18 protein-coding genes are annotated in these 19,416 nt (G+C 54.1%); 11 read left to right on the top strand and 7 right to left on the bottom strand.

Annotated elements, in window-relative coordinates; genetic code table 11:
• Positions 1–313: 313 nt before the first annotated feature.
• Both AC2IAX_RS11420 and AC2IAX_RS11415 read left to right on the top strand, forming a co-directional pair.
• The gene (locus AC2IAX_RS11420; protein WP_494387601.1) at positions 314–505 is read left to right on the top strand and encodes a glutamine synthetase inactivation factor IF7A; all 192 of its coding nucleotides are present in this window, start codon (positions 314–316) and stop codon (positions 503–505) included.
• A gap of 657 nt (positions 506–1,162) precedes the next feature.
• The gene (locus AC2IAX_RS11415) at positions 1,163–1,993 is read left to right on the top strand and encodes a photosystem II manganese-stabilizing polypeptide (protein WP_099535472.1); all 831 of its coding nucleotides are present in this window, start codon (positions 1,163–1,165) and stop codon (positions 1,991–1,993) included.
• A 131-nt stretch (positions 1,994–2,124) separates the two neighbouring features.
• Here AC2IAX_RS11415 and AC2IAX_RS11410 read toward each other — a convergent pair whose 3' ends face one another.
• Complete coding sequence (locus AC2IAX_RS11410; protein WP_494387600.1) at positions 2,125–3,114, bottom strand: Npun_R2479 family HD domain-containing metalloprotein; 990 nt, start codon at positions 3,112–3,114, stop codon at positions 2,125–2,127.
• A 341-nt stretch (positions 3,115–3,455) separates the two neighbouring features.
• Between AC2IAX_RS11410 and AC2IAX_RS11405 the strand changes: the two genes are divergently transcribed.
• The 7 genes from AC2IAX_RS11405 to cpcD all read left to right on the top strand — a co-directional run bounded on the left by AC2IAX_RS11405 (position 3,456) and on the right by cpcD (position 10,004).
• Positions 3,456–5,108: a hypothetical protein gene (locus AC2IAX_RS11405; RefSeq protein ID WP_494390370.1), complete on the top strand. Its 1,653-nt coding sequence runs from the start codon at positions 3,456–3,458 to the stop codon at positions 5,106–5,108.
• 44 nt (positions 5,109–5,152) lie between these two features.
• Positions 5,153–6,214 carry a lysylphosphatidylglycerol synthase transmembrane domain-containing protein gene (locus tag AC2IAX_RS11400; RefSeq protein ID WP_494387599.1) on the top strand — a complete coding sequence of 354 codons (1,062 nt, stop codon included), beginning with the start codon at positions 5,153–5,155 and terminating at the stop codon, positions 6,212–6,214.
• Positions 6,215–7,092: 878 nt separating this feature from the next.
• Entirely contained in the window at positions 7,093–7,611 is a 519-nt protein-coding gene (gene cpcB, locus AC2IAX_RS11395; protein WP_099535468.1) for a C-phycocyanin subunit beta, read from the top strand.
• Positions 7,612–7,904: 293 nt separating this feature from the next.
• Positions 7,905–8,393, top strand: coding sequence for a C-phycocyanin subunit alpha (gene cpcA / locus AC2IAX_RS11390; protein ID WP_099535466.1), 489 nt, complete (start codon positions 7,905–7,907; stop codon positions 8,391–8,393).
• 138 nt (positions 8,394–8,531) lie between these two features.
• Positions 8,532–9,398, top strand: a complete 867-nt coding sequence (locus tag AC2IAX_RS11385; RefSeq protein WP_494387598.1) for a phycobilisome rod-core linker polypeptide — start codon at positions 8,532–8,534, stop codon at positions 9,396–9,398.
• A 23-nt stretch (positions 9,399–9,421) separates the two neighbouring features.
• Positions 9,422–9,634, top strand: coding sequence for a hypothetical protein (locus tag AC2IAX_RS11380; RefSeq protein ID WP_494387597.1), 213 nt, complete (start codon positions 9,422–9,424; stop codon positions 9,632–9,634).
• Positions 9,635–9,749: 115 nt separating this feature from the next.
• A complete protein-coding gene (cpcD, locus tag AC2IAX_RS11375; RefSeq protein WP_099535459.1) occupies positions 9,750–10,004 on the top strand; it encodes a rod-capping linker protein CpcD in 255 nt (84 codons plus the stop codon).
• Between the two features lie 225 nt (positions 10,005–10,229).
• Here cpcD and AC2IAX_RS11370 read toward each other — a convergent pair whose 3' ends face one another.
• Both AC2IAX_RS11370 and AC2IAX_RS11365 read right to left on the bottom strand, forming a co-directional pair.
• A complete protein-coding gene (locus tag AC2IAX_RS11370; RefSeq protein ID WP_494387596.1) occupies positions 10,230–12,008 on the bottom strand; it encodes a M61 family metallopeptidase in 1,779 nt (592 codons plus the stop codon).
• 107 nt (positions 12,009–12,115) lie between these two features.
• Complete coding sequence (locus tag AC2IAX_RS11365) at positions 12,116–12,799, bottom strand: Crp/Fnr family transcriptional regulator (protein ID WP_099535455.1); 684 nt, start codon at positions 12,797–12,799, stop codon at positions 12,116–12,118.
• A 561-nt stretch (positions 12,800–13,360) separates the two neighbouring features.
• Between AC2IAX_RS11365 and AC2IAX_RS11360 the strand changes: the two genes are divergently transcribed.
• Positions 13,361–14,116: a 2-phosphosulfolactate phosphatase family protein gene (locus tag AC2IAX_RS11360; RefSeq protein WP_099535507.1), complete on the top strand. Its 756-nt coding sequence runs from the start codon at positions 13,361–13,363 to the stop codon at positions 14,114–14,116.
• A gap of 157 nt (positions 14,117–14,273) precedes the next feature.
• Here AC2IAX_RS11360 and AC2IAX_RS11355 read toward each other — a convergent pair whose 3' ends face one another.
• The 4 genes from AC2IAX_RS11355 to AC2IAX_RS11340 all read right to left on the bottom strand — a co-directional run bounded on the left by AC2IAX_RS11355 (position 14,274) and on the right by AC2IAX_RS11340 (position 18,898).
• Positions 14,274–14,846: a Rab family GTPase gene (locus AC2IAX_RS11355; protein WP_099535453.1), complete on the bottom strand. Its 573-nt coding sequence runs from the start codon at positions 14,844–14,846 to the stop codon at positions 14,274–14,276.
• Between the two features lie 325 nt (positions 14,847–15,171).
• Positions 15,172–17,631 carry an OmpA family protein gene (locus AC2IAX_RS11350; protein WP_494387595.1) on the bottom strand — a complete coding sequence of 820 codons (2,460 nt, stop codon included), beginning with the start codon at positions 17,629–17,631 and terminating at the stop codon, positions 15,172–15,174.
• A 173-nt stretch (positions 17,632–17,804) separates the two neighbouring features.
• Positions 17,805–18,398: a hypothetical protein gene (locus AC2IAX_RS11345; RefSeq protein ID WP_494387594.1), complete on the bottom strand. Its 594-nt coding sequence runs from the start codon at positions 18,396–18,398 to the stop codon at positions 17,805–17,807.
• A 290-nt stretch (positions 18,399–18,688) separates the two neighbouring features.
• Entirely contained in the window at positions 18,689–18,898 is a 210-nt protein-coding gene (locus tag AC2IAX_RS11340; protein WP_393012659.1) for a glycogen debranching protein, read from the bottom strand.
• Positions 18,899–18,932: 34 nt separating this feature from the next.
• On the opposite strand from AC2IAX_RS11340, the gene AC2IAX_RS11335 reads away from it, so the two are divergent.
• Complete coding sequence (locus AC2IAX_RS11335; RefSeq protein WP_494387593.1) at positions 18,933–19,097, top strand: hypothetical protein; 165 nt, start codon at positions 18,933–18,935, stop codon at positions 19,095–19,097.
• The last annotated feature ends 319 nt before the right edge of the window (positions 19,098–19,416 follow it).

Here is a 19,416-nt window from a genome sequence, read left to right as displayed (position 1 = left end):
CAACTGGGCCCCTGTTTATACCCCGCGCGATCGCGCGCAACCCCCTTTGGGACAATTCTAAAGATTTGTATTTCGTAACTCTTGATACAGAAATTGGCAGGATTTTTTCATCTGCGTTACTCTCAGAAGTAGGACAACGGCCTGAAACCGACCTTGATTTCTGACCCAGCGGAGCCAGTAACCAAGGCCCGATCGGGCCAGGGATTGCCGCCCACCCGGCGCAATGCCTGCATCGCCCTCCAACAGTCCGGGAGTTAATCAACGGTTGTTGTCGCTATAACCCTCAATCAGTTTTTCCTCGGAGGTTGCTCCCATGTCTAGTCTCGACCGCGCTCGTGCCCTGATGACCCAACGTCACCATGCCGTTAAGCACCGTCATCAATCCCTGCTAGGCCGCGCTAGCGTCACCATGGGTCTGACCGCCGATGCGGCCAACCGCCTGACCCACATTCAAGGCAAGTTGGTTAGCGATAGCTATGATCGCAGCCCAGCCACCATGAGCTAGGCAAACGTCACGGGGCCAGGCGATCGATCGAGCAATCGATTCAGTCGATTACCTGATCGCCCAGTTGATCACCCAGTTGATCGCCCAGTCCTGGTGCAGACCCAACCCACCGGCCCCCTGCTCCACAACAGGGGCGACTGAGGGAACCACCGGGTCAAGCACAAAATCAAACACAAAATCAGCAGCGGGGCCGGATGTTTAAATCTGGCCCCGCTGCGCTTGGGGGCTTGGCTCCGAAACCAGCTTGACGGCGGTGTCCTTGGGTGATGATCGAAAGCGATCGATCAAATCAGCGAAATCGATTGGGCGGTCGCTGAGGCGTGTAGAATGCTCTATTGGGACGCTTGGCTTGGTATATCCAGCGATCGTTGGGATTGATTGAGATTGATTGTTTTCTCCATTAACCCCAAAATTCGGATGCCTAGTGGCGTGGTGTTGCGCTGTAGATCGCTTGCTCAAGCGGATTCTTCGGGTGATTTCACGCGGGCCATCTCGAAAACCTTGGACAGCGGGCTTGGGTTTAGTAACTGCCCGATCGGGTAGCCTGCTTGCCCCTTACGGTCGTGACCCCTCGCCGATCGCTGCCACGAGACTTGTCCCAGTCTTCTTCTAATATTCCTTGAGACCTTAGCAAGACTTTAGAGATTGAGGTTCACCATGCGATACAAAGCTTTGATCGCCGCGCTTCTGGCCCTGTGCCTGAGTGTGCTAACGGCGGCCTGCGGCGATGCCTCAATGGCCAGCGATCGCCCCCTGACCTACGAAGAAATTCGGAACACCGGTTTGGCGAATAACTGCCCTGATGTCGATACCGTCACGCGCGGTTCGATCGCCCTTGAAGCAGGTAAAAATTACAGCATTCAAGCCCTGTGCTTACAGCCCCTTAATTACTACGTAAAAGAAGAAGGCCTTAACAAGCGCAGAGAAGCGGAATTTGTGGAAGGCCGTTTGCTAACCCGCAAAACCAGCTCCCTCGACCAAATTCAAGGCTCCCTGGCCGTGAACAGCGATGGCTCGCTGACCTTCACCGAAGAAGATGGCTTTGACTTCCAGCCTTCAACCGTGCTGCTGCCCGGTGGCGAAGAAGTGCCCTTCCTGTTCACGATCAAGCAACTGGTGGCCACCAGCCAAGCCGGTCAAGCGGCCATCACCTCTTCCACCGACTTGAAGGGTCAATTCCGCGTTCCCTCCTATCGTGGTTCCACCTTCCTGGATCCGAAGGGTCGTGGCTTGGCCAGCGGCTATGACAATGCCGTGGCGCTGCCCGCTGATGCTGACAGCGATGAGCTGGTGAAAGAAAACGTCAAGAAATACGACATCGGCACGGGCAACATCTCGCTGCAAGTGTCGAAGGTAGACGCTGACACCAACGAAATTGCTGGCACTTTCGTTAGCTACCAACCCTCGGATACCGACATGGGTTCCAAGAAGCCGAGCGACATGAAGATTGTCGGTCGCTTCTATGCCCGTGTGGATAGCGATGCCTAGGCCATAACAAGAGACAAGGGGCAAGTGAACGGCAAGCGCTAGGCGGGGGAAATTGAATCCCCATGACAACGCAGCCCTCACACCAAGCCCCCTAATTCTTTGCTTGGGAACTCTTTGCTCGGAAGCCATGCCTAATCGGCGTGGCTTCCTTGTTTTTGCACGTTGTTTTTGGTGGGAATAGCTCCACCGCTTGAGGTTCCTGAACTGGCTGAGTTTACTGAATTGACTGAAGCGGAAGCTGAGTTGGCTGAGTTTAGAGAGTGAGCCTCGGGGGCAAAAAAGGGCGTGTATTGCTGGTGTTCGACCCGGAAGACGTTGGCATAGAGGTTGGCGGCGATTTGCTTGCCGGTTTGGGTTAGTTCCAACAGGCCAAGAGCTGGCTCAATGTACCGGTAAACCACATTCCAATAGAAGCTGGGATATTTGGCGCGCAAATCATCGGGGCTGTGGTAGCCCAACTGCTGATTGGTGCCAATTTCCTCAAATTCGTAATAGAGGGCGGGAATTTTTTGTAAATAGCGCGGGTCGGATAGCTGACCGATCAAGTCAGCGGCTCGCACCAGACCGGGATAGCCTACGGTGTCGGCGTGGTCGTTGTCTTGGGGAACGGGGAAGCGGGTGAGTTCAATGTTGTCTTGCACGGCCTGGGTGTCGATGAGGCGGTGCTTTTTGAAGCGGTCTTTGATGAAGCGTTTGCCCCGATCGACGTGGTAAGGGGCCATGCTGGCATCGGTGGCTCCGGTGGGGAGGGCGATGGTTTCGTCGTCAATGCCGGTGGCGTAAATCCGCTGCTGGGGGCGATCGCGGTGACAAACGCCGCGAACGTAGCCAATGTCGTGACACAGCAGCGAGACATGAAAGAGCAGCCAATCTTCGCAGGTCACGCCGCCTTGGCGAATATGCTTGCCTTTCAGGATTTCTTGGCCCACCAGGGTGACGTACATGGTGTGCTCGACGTTGTGGTAGAGCGCGTCACTGTTGGCGATGTTTTCTAGGGCCATGTTGGCAACCCACCCGAGAATTTCCGCATAGTCCGGTTTCATACCGCCGTAGGTTTGGCGGTAGCCGTCTGCTAGTTCTCGGGTGAGTTCGTCCACGATCGACTTTGTGGGGTTGAGCACGATCGCTACCTCCGCATGAGTCGGCTGAATTGAGAGGGCAAGGCACTCAAGGGGTTCAAGGCAGTGGTTAAGAAATTGACTGGCGCGAAATCAATTGGTGCGAAATCAATTAGCGCAAAATCAACTTGCATGATGTTTCTATCCTAGCGAGTGGCCAGCGGGATACGGTGACAGGGGCTGGGATGGGTGGTGATGATGGTGGGGGCCCGGGGCGATCGTATCTTGGTTGTTGCTGCGATCGAACTCGCGATCGTTGGTGACCCATACCCCACGTCTGAATTTACACATCCGCTCAACTCCCCCCGCATCTCCCTATGGCGATCGATGAGTTTTCTAGCTACATGCCTCATCAGCCTTCATCTTTCCCATCGCAGCCCGATCGGGATCAGTTTGCCCAGGCGGCGATCGCCCAAATCCCCAAAATTTTGACCCTGTGCGATCGCAACCCCCATAGCCCCACCTATGGTTGCTTCGATCGCAACTACTGGCAATACAAAATCGTTGACTTTCCCAGCGGCATGAGCCAGGAATTTGTGCTGCCCCTGGCGCTGGTTTGGGCCTTGCCTTTACCGAATAATCCTTTTTATCAGCAACCTAACCTCCGGCGCTGGGTTGAAGCAGGCATTCGCTACGGGGCCCAAAGCTCTCATCCAGATGGCTCCTGTGATGATTATTTTCCCTTTGAGCGGGCTGGGGGGGCGGCGGCCTTTTCTTTGCTGGCCTGCATTGATGCCTGTGAGCTGATTGGGCTGGACGATCCGCAAATTTGGCAATTTTTGAGTCGGCGGGCCGATTGGTTGGCCCATCACCAAGAAAGCGGCCGACTCACCAACCACCAAGCCTTGATTGTGCTGTGTTTGGAGTTGCTGGGGCAACGGCTCCAGACCGATCGATGGCAACGGGCCAAGGTCGATCGCCTCAATCAGGTGTTGTCTTGGCAAAGTACCGAGGGCTGGTTTCAAGAATATGAAGGGTGCGATCCGGGCTACCACACCCTCACCATTTCCTGTTTGGCGCGGTTGCTGACTTTACAAGGCGACAAGGCTGATCCAAGGTTACAGCCCGCCTTAGCCCAAGCGGTGGAATTGGTGCAATGGTTTGTACATCCCGATGGCTCTTTCGGGGGGGAATATACGAGCCGAAATACCTATAATTTCTTTCCCCATGGCTTTGAATTGGTGGGGCAGTGGATGCCTTCGGCTCTGGCAATTAATGACCAAATCTTGCAAGGACTCGCACGGGGATTGGGAGCCTGTTATGCGGATGACCATATTGTGGGTCATCACGCTTGGAATTATTTGTTAGCTTGGCGAGATTTTGTGCCCGATCGCCCGCCTATTCCAGATCCCAAGCCCCTGCGAGTTTGGCTACCGGAAGCCAGAATTTTGATCGATCGTCGCCAAAACCATGAAGGACACTGGCTGACCTTACTGTTGGCGTTGAACAAAGGCGGCACTTTCAAAATTTTCCGAAACCAAGAATTATTGGCATCCGATACCCAATTTTCACTGCAAGTTCAGCAGGGCAAAAAACTGAAGAATGCCGTAGGTCACCTAGTGGATCAATATGATCTGCAAGTGGAACCCGATCGCATTGGCATTTGTGGACAACTGGGCTGGGCAAAACAAACCCTGATGACCCCTAGCAAGTTAATGATTTTGCGGTTGGTAATGTTGAGCGTGGGGCGCTTTTTTCCGAACCTCATTCGGCGCATTTTGCAGCAGATTTTGATCGTGGGCAAGCGATCGACCCCCTATCGCTTCATTCGTCGTTTGGAATGGGTGGAGCAAGGCTGGCGGGTGCAAGATGAGTTGGTCGCTCCCGATTGGCAACCCGTGCAGGAGGTGCAGATCGGCACCGATCAAACTTCGATTTATGTGGTGATGAGCCGCACTTACCAAGCGGGTCAGCTCCAAAAAAGCTGGAATTTGACAGCTCAGGTTCGGCATCTCCAGCCCGGCGACCCCCTGAAGGTCGATCGCCTGTTTTCCTAAAGCCGCCCATCTATCCCTATCATCCTCCCCGCCAGAGACTTGCTATGAAGCGTTGGGTTTCAATTGCCGTTAGCTTGCTGATTTTGATTGTGATTTACACCCGCATTGACTTTGCTGGGTTGGTGCAGGTGTTTCAGCAATGCGATCCGGTATGGATGGCCATCAGCTTAGGAATGGTTGTGCCCTTAACCTTGCTGACCTCCTGGCGGCTGCAACAGTTAATGCCTCGGGGAATGCCCAAAAGCGGGATGCCGCTGGCCAACCCAGACAGTCGAGAGGATTCAGGATTTGGGAGATCCCCCGCGATCGATCCGGCGGCGGCTTCCGCTGCAACCTTGAGCTTTGGAGAAGCCAATCGGCTGATTTTGGCGGCCAGTGTGCTGAATATGGTGCTGCCGTCCAAGATGGGCGACCTGGCCAAGTCCTATTTCATGCGCGATCGGGGCCATTTAGAGGGTTCCCTGGCCTTTTCGTTGGTGGTGTTTGAAAAGGCTTGCGATATGTTGTCGTTGCTGGTGTGGTGCGGGTTTGGCCTGCTGCTCTATCCCAGCAAGGATCCGCTGTTTTGGATCATGACGTTGGCCACGATCGGGGGATTCGTGTCCGGGGTGGCACTGTTGAGTTGGCCCGCCTTTGCCCGATCGGTCTTTGCCGCCGGTCAGCGAATCGCCCCCGGCAAGATGCGCCGCAAGCTCGATCGGCTCAGCGACTCCTGGCAACTGATGCATGACTACTTTTGGAGCGATCGCCGCCAACTCGCGATCGTCACCCTTACCTCGATCGTGATTTGGTTTCTGCATCTTTTGCAAATTTGGTTTTTCATCCTGGCCCTGCGTGCCTTCGCGCCTTTCCTGGCTAATTTAGCCCTCTCACCGCTGGCCATTTTGGCTGGTCTGTTGCCCTTAACCTTCGCGGGCGTAGGCACTCGGGATGCGGCCCTCATCTTGTTTTACCAACCCTACTTTGCCGCCCCGATCGGGGCCGCCCTCGGGCTGTTGTGTACCTCCCGCTACCTACTCCCCGCGATCGGAGGGCTACCATTTTTGGGGCAATACCTACTTCAGCTCAAACGCTGGCAGCAGCCCCCAGCCGGCCCAGACCAATAAAACCCGCCCCGTTCGTCAGATGTGCCGCACACCCACTTGCAACCCCATCTTTGCAACCCCCGCCGCCAGTGGATTAGCCAACAAAGCGAATCTCGCATAGGAGCCATGCAAAGTGCGCGAAACCAACCGTCAGAGGATGCCAACAGCCACAACCGAGATCCATCAGGCCTTTGCGCGAATTGACCTTGCCCCTTGACCGATTCGCCAGCTCTAACGGGGTCATTTCACAGCCAGGAGCCAACATCGATTTTTGTTAAAGGTTTTGACCTTTTTTAAAGGAAACATTAAGGATTTCTGACGAAATTCTAGACAATTACCGTTTTTGATCGGGGCAATTTCAGTCTCTTATTCGCCAGACTAAGTTTTTATACCTAACCTTTGCAAAAAAGCACAAAACTCAGTAAATCCCCACACCACAAAACCCTGAGTTCCCAACAGCCCAGAAATCCACCTTCATCACCCTCAGGCTTTAACAACACGGGAGTTTCCTTAATCCTTCGTTGCTCGTGCCGAACATCCCTGAAGAAACTTAACAACTTGTAATGACCAAACCCCTTTCTGCGTTGTATAAAGAAATAGCCGAGAGGTGTTTAACAAGCAAACGTTAGTCAACGCGCTACTGCTAGGGATTTTTTTCGGTTCTCATAAAACTTGAAAAGTCTCTCAGATTTTGAGCCATGACTGCGGTTAATTTAACCGGCAGATTTGCCATGGCTACCCATTGAGATCCCCAATTTAAGCAAAGCGTTGCTGAACTAAGACGGAGCTGAAAAACCTTCTCGCACTGCGCTAGCAGGTGAAGGCAGCGAACTGAGTTGTCTACAGCGCAAAACCACAACCAACCTCGACAAACACCTATTCCTTAGGAGATCGATTCCATGTTCGACGCATTTGCGAAGGTTGTTTCTCAAGCCGACGCTCGTGGTGCTTATCTGAGCAACGAGCAACTGGATGCTCTGAGCGCCCTCGTTGCTAGCGGCAACAAGCGTCTCGACGTTGTTAACCGCTTGACCAGCAACGCTTCGACTATCGTCGCCAACGCTGCTCGCGCTCTGTTCGCTGAGCAACCCCAACTGATCGCTCCCGGTGGTAACGCTTACACCAACCGTCGCATGGCTGCTTGCTTGCGCGACATGGAAATCATCCTGCGTTATGTGACCTACGCAACCTTGGCTGGCGATGCTAGCGTTCTGGATGATCGTTGCCTGAACGGTCTGCGCGAAACCTACGTTGCTCTGGGCGTGCCCGGCGCTTCGGTTTCTGCTGGCGTTGCCAAGATGAAGGATGCTGCGATCGCGATCGCTAACGATCCCGCTGGCATCACCCCCGGCGATTGCTCTTCGTTGATTGCTGAAGTGGCTGGCTACTTCGATCGCGCTGCTGGTGCAGTTGCTTAATCGAAGCTGCCGTGAAGTCACTTAGAATTTCAATTTTCTTTTGACTTCAATCTCGTCTCGATTTATCGGAAAACAGGGTTTAAAACCCCGCCCTTTAGGGCGTTTTAGTCGATAGATGGCCGCTAGGCTAGCGGTTTCAGTCTGCGAAGCAGCCACAAGGCCCAAGAACCTTTCGAGGTGGAGTCGGGTGCTGTGACGTAGAAACCCAAATCGTGAGGTTTGGGAATCCCCGTTCGCTTGCGGCGGGTGAAGATGTCAACAACGCTAACTTTAGAGACACCTAACACGGGACTATGAAGACTCCGATCACCGAAGCTATCGCAGCTGCTGATTCGCAAGGTCGTTTCCTGAGCAACGCTGAACTGCAATCGGCTCGCGGTCGCTTCGAGCGCGCTCAAGCCAGCATGGAAGCTGCTCGCGCCCTGACCACCAAGGCTGACAGCCTGGTGAGCGCTGCTGTGCAAGCTGTGTACGGCAAGTTCCCCTACACGACCCAAATGAACGGCGCTAACTACGCCTCGACCCAAACCGGCAAGGACAAGTGCGCTCGTGACGTGGGCTACTACCTGCGCATGATCACCTACTGCTTGGTTGCTGGTGGCACCGGCCCCATGGATGACTACCTCATCGCTGGTTTGGCTGAAATCAACAGCACCTTTGAACTGTCCCCCAGCTGGTACGTTGAAGCTCTGAAGAGCATCAAGGCTAACCACGGTCTGAGCGGTCAAGCTGCTAACGAAGCAAACACCTACATCGACTACGCTATCCAAGCCCTGAGCTAGTTGATGCAATCCCGGAAGAGTGTCCGAGCCGGTTGTGGCTGGTTTGCCCAGCAACGGTAACCTGGTTCAATTGGTTGGCTCCTCTTCCGGGAGCTTTTTTGTAAGCCGTGCTTGCTGTGATTTTTGGGAGATTTGTTCATGGCCGTTACTGTTGCTGCTTCGCGCCTGGGGACGGCAGCTTATGCAGATGCTGCACCCGTTGAGCTGCGGGCCTATGCTTCGGCAGATGATGTTGAACTGGTGATCCGGGCGGTTTACCGTCAGGTACTAGGCAACGATTATGTGATGCAATCCCAGCGATTGGTTAGCTCTGAGTCGCTGCTGCGCAATCGTTCGATCACGGTGCAGGAATTTGTCCGCTCCGTGGCGAAGTCCGATCTATACAAAGAGAAGTTTTTGTATAACAACTTCCAAACTCGGACGATCGAGTTGAATCTGAAGCATCTGTTGGGTCGTGCGCCCTACGATGAGTCGGAAGTGATTGAACACCTCGATCGCTACCAAAACGAAGGCTTTGATGCTGATATCGATTCCTACATCGATTCCGCAGAATATCAAAACGCTTTTGGCGAAAATATTGTTCCCTACTACCGCGGTTTCGCGACCCAAACGGGTCAGAAGACCGTGGGCTTTACGCGTATGTTCCACCTGTACCGGGGCTATGCCAATAGCGATCGGGCACAGATTGAAGGAATCAGCCCGCGTCTAGCCACGGAGTTGGGACGCAATTCCGCTTCGGCCATTGTGGGTCCCTCGGGCAGCAACATTGGTTGGGCCTTCCGTAATTCGCAAGACCTGGGCCAAGGCAGCCTCACCCCCACCTCTTTTGGCCAAAGCCAAAGCGATCGCCTGTATCGCGTGGAAGCAACGGGCCTGTTGGGCGCTGGCTATCCGGCCGTGCGTCGCAGCAGCCGCACCTTCACGGTTCCCTACTCGCGGTTGTCGGATCAAATGCAAAAGATCCAACGCCAAGGCGGCAAAATCGCCAGCGTTACCCCTGTTTAGGGTCTTGGCTTGAAATAAATGGAATGATGACTCAGCCCCATTGGAAGGTTGTGTTGCTTGGTCACCCTGCCCTGTACCCAGCTCGATCGGCTTGGATTGTCGGATGGCAACGGCTGCTGACTGGGCTGATGCAGCACAGCGGTGACATGCCGCAACAGGGCCAAACCATGAATGGCTGGGACTTGTTTGCTTGCTCCTGTTTGCTTGTAGTGGTTGCGATTGACGAGGTGCAATGATCATGATTCATTCATGCGTTGTACCTCGTTTTCTATCGTCTTGAAAAAGACAGTATTCCACAGTTAAACTGCGACATTTAACTGCGAAGTTTTTTAACAGTTTGAGGGAGAGTTTATGCTCGGTCAAGCGCTTGCGGGTTCGTCGGCCAACACCACTGCTGGGGCCCGTGTGTTCCGTTATGAAGTGACGGGTTTGGCTCAAAATGACCAAACCGATCGCCAGTCCTATTCTGTGCGCAATAGCGGCAGTATCTTCATTAACGTTCCCTATAGCCGCATGAACCAAGAAATGCAACGGATTCTGCGGTTGGGCGGCAAAATCGTCAACATCACTCCTGTGGTTGTGGGCGACGAAGGCGCGGCTGAATAGTTACGGTTCTGTTCCCAGATTCTTGGATCGATTCTCGAATCTGTAGGGGTTGGTTCCGGTGGGAATTAGCCCATGGATCAGGCTCCGTGACTTGCTTGCCAGTTTCGTGCCTCTTCGGCATTCCTTTCAATCGCTAAGATCCATCACTAAGATCCGTCTCGCCAGCGGGAGTCCAGCTTCAAGATCTGAAGTGGCTCCCGCTTTTTGCATAACGAACCGCATTCCCTAGGCAGCTCCTAACCAACCGGCGAGGAGTTGTTCTTGCAGCGAGCTGATGTCTTTGAGAGGGGCAACTTCGTAGCGACTGGGCTTGGGATCAGCCAGTTCTACGGTGGTGGATTGGAGTTGATCTTGATGGAAATAGGTGATGGTGAGTCGATCGCCCGGTTGATAGTCTCGGAGGCGATCGGGCAATTGTCCCGCTGCTAACCGAATGCCATCCAGCGCCAGGATTTCATCACCAGGATCGATGCCCGCGTGATGGGCGGGGGATTGAGCTTCGGTGAATTTCACCATTTCGCGGCCCTGCTCGGTAGCCAGACGCAAACCCAAGTGGGGAACTGCGCGATCAACAATTCCCCTTAGCTCTAAGCCAAAGGGTTGCAGATAGGTTTGGAGTGGCAATTCTTCGGTGGTGTGCAAATAGCGCTGGAAGAAATCACTCAGGTTTTCTTCAGCCACTTCAGCAATAATGGACTCCAATTGTTGAGCGGTAAAGCCCACTTCTGGTTGGCCAAATGCTTGCCACAGGCGTTGCAAAACATCATCGAGCGATCGAGCATTGTCAAACTTAGCCCGAATTTTTAAATCCAATAGCAAGGAAACCATTTCTCCCTTCAGGTAATAGGAAATTTGGTTATTGCCACTGTGGGCTTCAGCCCGATAAAGCTTAATCCAAGCATCAAAGCTCGACTCGGCCAAAGGCTGAACTAACCGTCCCGGTGTATTTAGATAGCGAGTAATTTCCTTGCTCAATTGTGTTAGGAAATCTGCGCGGCTATAAATACCCGCACGACAGGGAATTTGCAAATCATAGTAGCTGGTGGTTCCTTCGCAAAACCACAGGGACGGCGTGTAATTTTCCGCATCATAATCAAAGGTTTCTAGCTCTTTGGGCCGGATCCGCTTCACGTTCCAAAGATGGAAAAACTCATGGGCCACCAGTTGCATGAACTGATGGCGTTTTTCCGTTTGCTGGAATCCATAGCGGTTATAAATCAGCGAGCAGGAGTTTTTATGCTCTAGGCCGCCATAGCCCTGACCGGTGAGATGCAAAATAAATAGGTAGCGATCGTAGGGCAGGCCGCCAAATAGGTTAGCTTCAACTTTGATGATTTTTTCAAAGTCCTCAAGGATCGATTGGGGTTCCAGGTTGCCATTACCCCAAATCGCTAATTCATGGGATTTACCCAGCACTTCAAAGCGATGCAGTTGATGGGTTCCAATTTCAAAGGGACTATCAACCAGTTGATCGAAATCGGCCGCTTGAAAGGTTTTGTGGGTTCCTTGATCGTTGACCAAGGGCAGAGCAGTGGCCACTTGCCAGTCCGATCGGGGCAGGGCAATAGTCACTTGCAACGGAATTTCTAACCCCCCAACGGGATAGAGGAACGTGGCTGCCCCGTTGAAGTAGGCATGGGTGCGATCGAGATGGTTCGTGCGCACGGTCAATTCGTTAGCAAACAGCCGATAGCGAATGATGACCGTTTCTAACTGCCCGATCGCCACTTGCCAGTGATTTTTGGCCAGCTTTCGCCACAGCAGTTGCTGTTGGTTTGCCCCCCAAGCACTGAAGTCTTGCAGATGCCGTTCATACTCCCGAATCAGATAGGAACCGGGAGTCCAAACGGGAAACTTGAGATCTAAGGTGGTGCTTTGCCAACCCTCCAACACCAGTTCAATTTCAAAAAGGTGGGTTTGTGGCTCGGGCATGGCCACTTGATAGGTTAACCGTGGCAACTGGGCTACTCGACGATCGGGCGGGGTGGCAATTGCTTGGGTCATGGGTCAAAGAAAGAGAAAACGTCATCAACAGAATGCAAGCACAACAGAGGAAATGATCAGCAACAAACCGACCATGCCATCTGACCATGCCGCTCAGTAGCCTCTCACTAACCTTGGCTTGCCAGTTGTCGTAACTGTGGCAAAAAGGGCAAGTGCATAATTTTTTCGTGCGGATCGATCTTCACCCAACCTTTTTCTTGCAGTTTCGCCATAATTTTGGCGGTTTCTTCGAGGGTAATGTCACTGACTTCTGCCAAATCCTTGATCGGGATATTCAGAATGTCGCGTCCCCGATCGGCCGGTTGTCCGTAGTCATCGGCCAAAGAAGCCAAGGTATTTGCTAATTTGACGGCGCTCGGTTTTCGGCGCAACTGCAAGCGGGTGTTGGCATTCCGAACCCGGCGCACCATGAGTTGCAGCAGTCGGTGGTGTAGCTGGGAATCTTTAAACAGGGTTTGGACAAATCGTTGAGCGGAGATGCTAAATAGTTCCACTTCGCTCAGGGCCAACACATCGGTCGATCGAGGCGATTCGTCCAAGATGGCCATTTCTCCAAAAAAGTCACCCTGACCCAAAATGGCCAAGGTCATGTCTTTGTCCCCCGAGAGCCGACGGACTTTCACCCATCCGGAGGCAATGAAATAGACCGCATTTCCCCAAGAGTCTTCCATTAAAACGGCGCGTCCTGCGGGGTAATCATGCTCGACTGCGGCCGCCAACAGCCAATCGAGCGTTTCTTGACTGGCCGCATTGAACAATGGAAAAAGCTCTGTAAAGGTTTCAGTTTGCATTGCCGGAGAGTTAGTTGGCATGGTTCTTTGAGCCTAGCAAGATTCTGTCCTAGATGGCAGATGAAACACCCAGAGTCTTGACGAATTGCGGTTGGGTTTCGGCGGTTCGGGACGGGGTGATCGCCCCATTCTCCTACGCTCAGTTATGGGTCTTAATGGTGACTCTAAATGCCTGACCCCATGACTTCGCTCAATGGCTGGCCGTAACGGGCCGCCGTCAACCATCGATTGAATTTAGCTGAATTTAGCGCCCCATGGCCATCTTCTGGTCACGGGTTGAATGGTCTGGTTGAATCATCTTCGATGACGTTCTGAAGCAACATTCCGGCCAGCCCGAATTAACCCTAGTTGCTTATGGTTAATTCCCGTTAATCGTCCCCTCCTTAGGATCTTCGTCGGCTGATGGGGAAAATCCTCCCAAAACCAAACGAAATTCCGGCCCTTTAGGCTCAGCGCCGATCCACAATTCCCAGAACATCTTGGGGCTGACCATGCTTGCGCGATCGCCCCCATCGTGATGCACTAAAGGGTGTCGTTGCGTTCTGTAAAGAAATCTGTTCTGTGAAGATTTCTGTATTTCATACCCCGGAGTTAACCCCCCAATTTTCGGGGAGCGAGTCGCCGACGACCCCAGCGCCGGACTGTGCGATCGCTATTGATGTGTTGCGGGCCACGACCACGATCGCCACAGCGCTGGCCGCCGGAGCGGAATCGGTTCAGGCCTTTTGCACCCTTGAAGAATTGATGACCACCAGCGAGGCTTGGCCGGCCGATCGTCGCATTCGGATTGGCGAGCGGGGCGGCAAAACCGTGGAAGGCTGTGATTTGGGCAACTCTCCCCTAGACTGTACCCCCGATCGGGTGGCGGGCAAACGCCTGTTCATGAGCACCACCAACGGCACTCGGGCCCTGCAAACCATCCAAAACGCCCCGGTTGTTTTGGCGGCGGCCCTGGTGAATCGACGGGCGATCGTGGACTTTGTGTTGGCCCAACAACCCGCCACCCTCTGGATGACCGCTTCCGGCTGGGAAGGCAGCTTTTCCCTGGAAGATACGGTCTGCGCTGGTGCGATTATTTCTGCCCTGTTGGAAAAACTAGGTCAGGACTCAGATTGGTTCGGCAACGATGAGGCCGTGGCGGCGTTGGCGCTCTATGACCAATGGCGCGATCGACTGCTGCAACTGTTTCACCAAGCAAGCCACGGCCAACGCCTGCTGCGGCTGGGTTTGCTGGAGGATTTGGAATATTGCGCCAGTCAGGATCGCCTAGATGTGGTGCCCATCCAAACGGCCCCGGCAGTGTTGACCCGCGCTTAGTTTGCATTTAATTGGCACTTAATTGGCATTTAATTTGGCGTTGAATTCGTGCTGAGTTCTTGCTGAGTTCTTGCTAAGTTTTTGCTCAACTTGCATCATTCGCACTGAGTGAGCCAAACCTGAGCTAAAACCTAAGCCAAAACCAACGCCCAGTCAGCTATCGGCCCCGGCTGATGGCTGGCTGCACCATGGACAGGGCTAATTCACTAAAGATCTCATCCACATTGCTGCCACTTTTGGCGGAAGTCCAATAGAGCGAGTAGGTCACGCCGGCCAGGAGGGTTTCCACCTGAAGCTGTAGATGGTGTTTATGGGACTCGTCCATCAAATCGACTTTGTTGATGGCCAAAATCACGACACTGGTGGGCGAGACCGATCGCACTAAATTGGCATGGTCGCGCAGATGACTAACCGTGTCGGGGCGGGTGGCATCGGCCACCACGATCGCCCCAGAGGATCCTTGAAGATAGCTGGGGGCAATCCGCTGAAACTTGGTTTGGCCCTCCACATCCCAAATCAGCAACTGCAATTCCATCGGCTCCGGCCGCTCAGAGGCTCGATCGAGGGACGGATCTGGCAGCGGCACGGGCACAATCTTCCGAGAGATTTTTACCCCAATGGTGGACAAGTAGCGATCGCTAAATTGCCGATCCACAAATCGACGAATCAGGCTGGTTTTGCCAACTGCATAATCACCGACCAAACAAATTTTTTTTGAAAGGGTTTGCATGGCTTTAGGGGGTTGGCAAACGCACCGGCGACTGGGCCGATTGTAGAAGACAGGATGGAAACTGGCCGAAATTCAACGGCAAAACTCCCGATTTTCGGGCCCCCTGGCGATCGCGGATGGGCAATTCAGGACATGATTCAAAGCAAGGGAATTGCTCAGGAGCCTTGTTCCAGCGGGTTAATGATGCAAATCAAGCTGGTCGAACATAGCAGGCAAATCCAGCAAACCGAAGCGATGGCTCATTCATGGGCAAGCCAGGGAGGAACATCGTGAATCGAGTCGTGAATCGATTGGCTTCACGATCGATGGGGAATGGATCAGGAATTTAAGGCGCTGGGATTGCTTCAAAGCGCACGCAACGACTCATCCATTCCCCATCGCCTTGGGTCACATCCGGCGGGGGCCCAACCTGGGCACTGGGCACTAGCCGCTGGGCCGAAATGCCTCGGCTAATGAGGGCCGATCGCACCAATTGCGCTCGCTGCAAGGCCAGGGCCGACGCATTCGGTTCGGTGGGGGCGCTGTGGCCCACCACGCGCAGGTTCAGATCCGGATAACTTTGCAGGAATTGGCGAATGGGGTCGATTTTGCCGGCAATATCGACATCAACGAATCGATCGGCTCCTAACTCAAAGTACAACCGAACGGTCAGACTCGGAATCACAATTTGCAACGAATTGACGACACGGTTGGTGCCGGGAACCCGCTCAAAGGCCGCCGCGATCGCGCTGGCTTCGGCTCGGCTGCGGGCGGAGCCGGTGACGGTGACCGTTCCGCCGGATTGCGCATCGATGCTGTAGCTAGCGTTGACCACGTTGCCATCCCGGTTCAAGGTTTTGGCAATCCGCTGCACCTCGGCAGCAGCCAGAATGGGATCCGTGGGCAACTGCACGGCAATGATTTGATTTTTGGGGGGTGTGGCTTGCTGAAACCGTTTTGGGTCGATCGCCCGATAGGTGTCGGTGGCTGTGCGTTCCGCCTGGAATCGCAGCCAAGGATAGGGAACCTTGCCCCGCAATCGCAACTGATCGCCTTGTAAATCAACGGATAGGTTATACACCGCCAATTGGGGAGAGGTATTCAGGGCCCCTTGCACGGCCGCCAACAGGCCTCGATTGCGCTGGTTTTGATAGTTCCACCAAATCCAAGGGGCCGCGATCGCCGCGCTCAGCACCAAAATTAGCCCCGTCAGGGCCCAAGGAAACCCACCCCGCCGATTTAGGTTCAGGTACGAACGCCGTTGGATGGGGCGCACCAAACCGGTCACGGCCGTGTGAACGGGGGCCGGCAGGGTGCGGGAGTCGCCATCAAAGGATTGCAGGGGGCGATCGTACCGTTCGACCAACCGCTCCAGGGTCGATCGCAACTGGCGGTAAAACCCCTTGGAGGGTTGCCCTTTTACAATCACCGCTAAATAGCAGTAGCCGGCCACCTCCATGGCAATTTGCGAATCGTTGTACTGAATTTCGTGCAGTTCGGACACGTTGTCGCCTTGCACCATGCAATCATTCACGAAACTGCGAATGGCCGTGAGCATTCCCGCCAGCATGTCCCCTTCGAGGGGATCTTGGTCAGCGGATTGACATTCGCTCATCACCAGGCCCGAGGCCTTGTGAATCAAAAAAGCCGCCTGAACCCGATAGGGCATGGCTTCCCGCAAAATCAGCTCCGCTTCGGATACCCCTTGCACTTTGGCTCGCATCTTGCGGCTTACCCCTTCCATGCTCAGGGTGTTATGCACCTTTTCGTTGATGGATTCGATCGCGTCTTTCATGTACTTGGCGATCGTATTACCAATGACGGGATAGAGGGCATCCACCATGGCATCCCGTTCTAGGGCAATTTGCTCTTTAATCGAAGCGCCCATCATCGGCCCGAGAGCTTGAATCATCGAGTCCGAATCAAGCTGGTATTGCTCCCGCATGGCGGAGGCGGTTTCGGGAGCAATCGCATGGGCGATCGCCAGGGCCAAATCAGCGGGCGCATCCTGCATTCGCTGCACGATCGCCGCATCCAGCACCGGGGCGATCGCCTCGGCCATGGCTTGTCGATCCTGAAGCGATCGCTCGTAAATCAGGCGATCGATCGTGGGCAACAGGGCTTGGCAAATTTCTTCGCGGGCATCCAGCACCCGCCGTTCAATCAACCGGGCAATCAGGGGCGACAGGTGCGCCACCAGTTGATCGGCATTTTGCAGCAGGGACTCAATCGCATCCACCTGCTGCTGAACCCGTTGCATTTTGCCGCGCAGGGCTTCCACCCGATCTTCCACGCGGACAAAGTTGTCACCAATCAACAGGGACTGCAACTGCTCCCAGGCATCTTCCCCCGAGCTGCCGCTACCTTCGGAGGGTGCACCGTTGCCGTTGGCCCCGTTAGCCGCTTTTGGGGTGGCGGTGTCGGGCCCCGATCGCTCGGCTAGGGGCGATCGACCCATCGCAGGCGGAGGCGGGGTCAACAAATCCGGATCGGCCCCAAACGGATTGATCGGTGGCTGATTACGGTCTGCCAAGTTGTCTGCCAAATTTTCTGCCAAATCGGCTGCTAAGTCGGCGGCCAAGTCGGCTTCTACCAAGATCGAGCGAGATCCTGTTAAGTCGGATCCCGCTCGATCTTGAGGTGTTTCATCAGGAGCCGCGAGACGACTCGCCACCGAACCTTGGGGTTGCGGGGCGATCGAACTGGGCGGCCGCTCCGTGGGCGACTGAGACGATCGGCCCAACTGACTCAGCAGATCTAGCCAATCCTCCACCGGCTCCGACTCGGAATGATTGCGATCGGGCATAGGGCCAGCACTCCAACCAACTCAATCCAACAGTGACAACGGGTTCCATCCAGTCTAGGAAATCTTCCTAAGAAAAACCCACCGTTGGCCCAATGCCCGATCGGCCAGGATTGGCGAACCGGCCCGCATGATGGTTACGCCTCAGCCTGGTTAACCATTGATTAACCCTCTGATTAACCCTCCGGCGACACCAGCTCCACCGACAGGGCACTTGGCGGATCGATCGCCGCTTGCAACGCCGGAACCACATCCTGACCCTTCAGGCGCATTCCCAGCTCAAACATCAACTCCGCCAACGTTTCGCGCTCCACCTTGTTATCGCGCAAGGACGAGAACCGCGCATCCAGCTCCTCAAAAATTTGAGCACGCAGGGTGCGGATGTCCTCTTGCAGCTTGTCGCGGCTTTCGTTCAAGCGACCATCAATCGCCGTGGTTTTTTCCTCAAAGGCCCGATCCAGCTCCTCAAAGATGGCCTGAACCCGCCGCCCCAAGCGATCGTTCTGTTGTTGCAAGTCCGTTGTTTCCTCTTGCATCTTGGTGGTGAACCCCTTCAACCGCTTATCCAGCGCCTCCAGGGAAGCTTGCAATTGGGTTGAGAGGGAAACCTTCACCTCCTCAATCCGATCCTGCAAATCCTGATGCACCAGATTGAGTTCCGACTCCATTTGCGCAAAGCGATTTTCATAGTCGCGAAGCTGGGAGCCGACCAAGATGTCGCGGATTTGATCAATGTTGCCTAACCGTTCCCGAATGTCTTGGCGATCCATGGCTTGCCTCGCTGTTGCTGATACCTAAAAACAAACGACAGAGCTTGTCAGAAAAAGAGGGTGGGTGTGGTTCGGCAGGAGCGCGCTGCAAAAGCCGATCTGTGATGGCACAGGGTGCGATGGCACAGAAATAGCCCCGAACGGCCTGATTGTATCTCGATCGCCCCCTAGGGTCGGCCCCAGATTCGTTAACCATGGGTGCAAACCCACAGGTTCAAAACCACTTTATGGGCTGCTGCATAGGCTCAGGCAGCGCCAGAGCGAATTAAAGGGCGATCGACTGAGCCAGCTTAAACACTCAGCTTCAGGGCCGCCACGGGCACATCGTCCCAGGAATCCACGGTGCGCATGGTTACCACCCAACCCTCCTGGCGCTGTTCATCGGTCAGATTTTCTTGAAAAGACTCATAGCAGGCCTGGGCCTGTTCTTCGCTGGTAGAAGCAATGCAAGCGTGGGAAATGCCTGCGGGGTCAATTTGTTCGTTTACCCAAATGGTCATGACGACTGATTCTCAATGGCTGCAAGGAGTAGCAATGGATAGATTGCAATATCCGCCTCCAGTCTACTCATTCCCACCCAGCGCCCTGGGGAATGTGTCGGGTCGGCAATGCAAGGGTTGGGGCGATCGGGGCGCTTCCCCAGAAAATCAACCGTCCGGAAATTTTGACAAAAATTTGAGTTGGGGACTAGAAAAATAACGAACGTTCGATTTAAAATAAATTCGAGTTCAGAACCCCAACCCTCAACTCATCAACCGGCAGCCTGCGACCCCATGCGGAGGGTTCGAGTCCTGAAGATGCAAATTGAATGCAAATTGAATGCAAATCTTTTGGTCTGGAATCTTTCGGCTGAGGATTCGTCCCAAGTTGCCACCATTTCAGTTACAAGATTCAGTCATCCAAGCCTGAAAACAATGACCAACCATCCTTAACCGTCTCTTGATCGTAATTCCTAACAATCATGATCAAGAATTATCGAGAGAGTTAGTCAATAAGTCGTTTGTAATTCCGTTGATGA

Source organism: Limnothrix sp. HT2024 (assembly GCF_059138625.1).
This window is presented reverse-complemented; position numbering and strand designations above follow the sequence as displayed.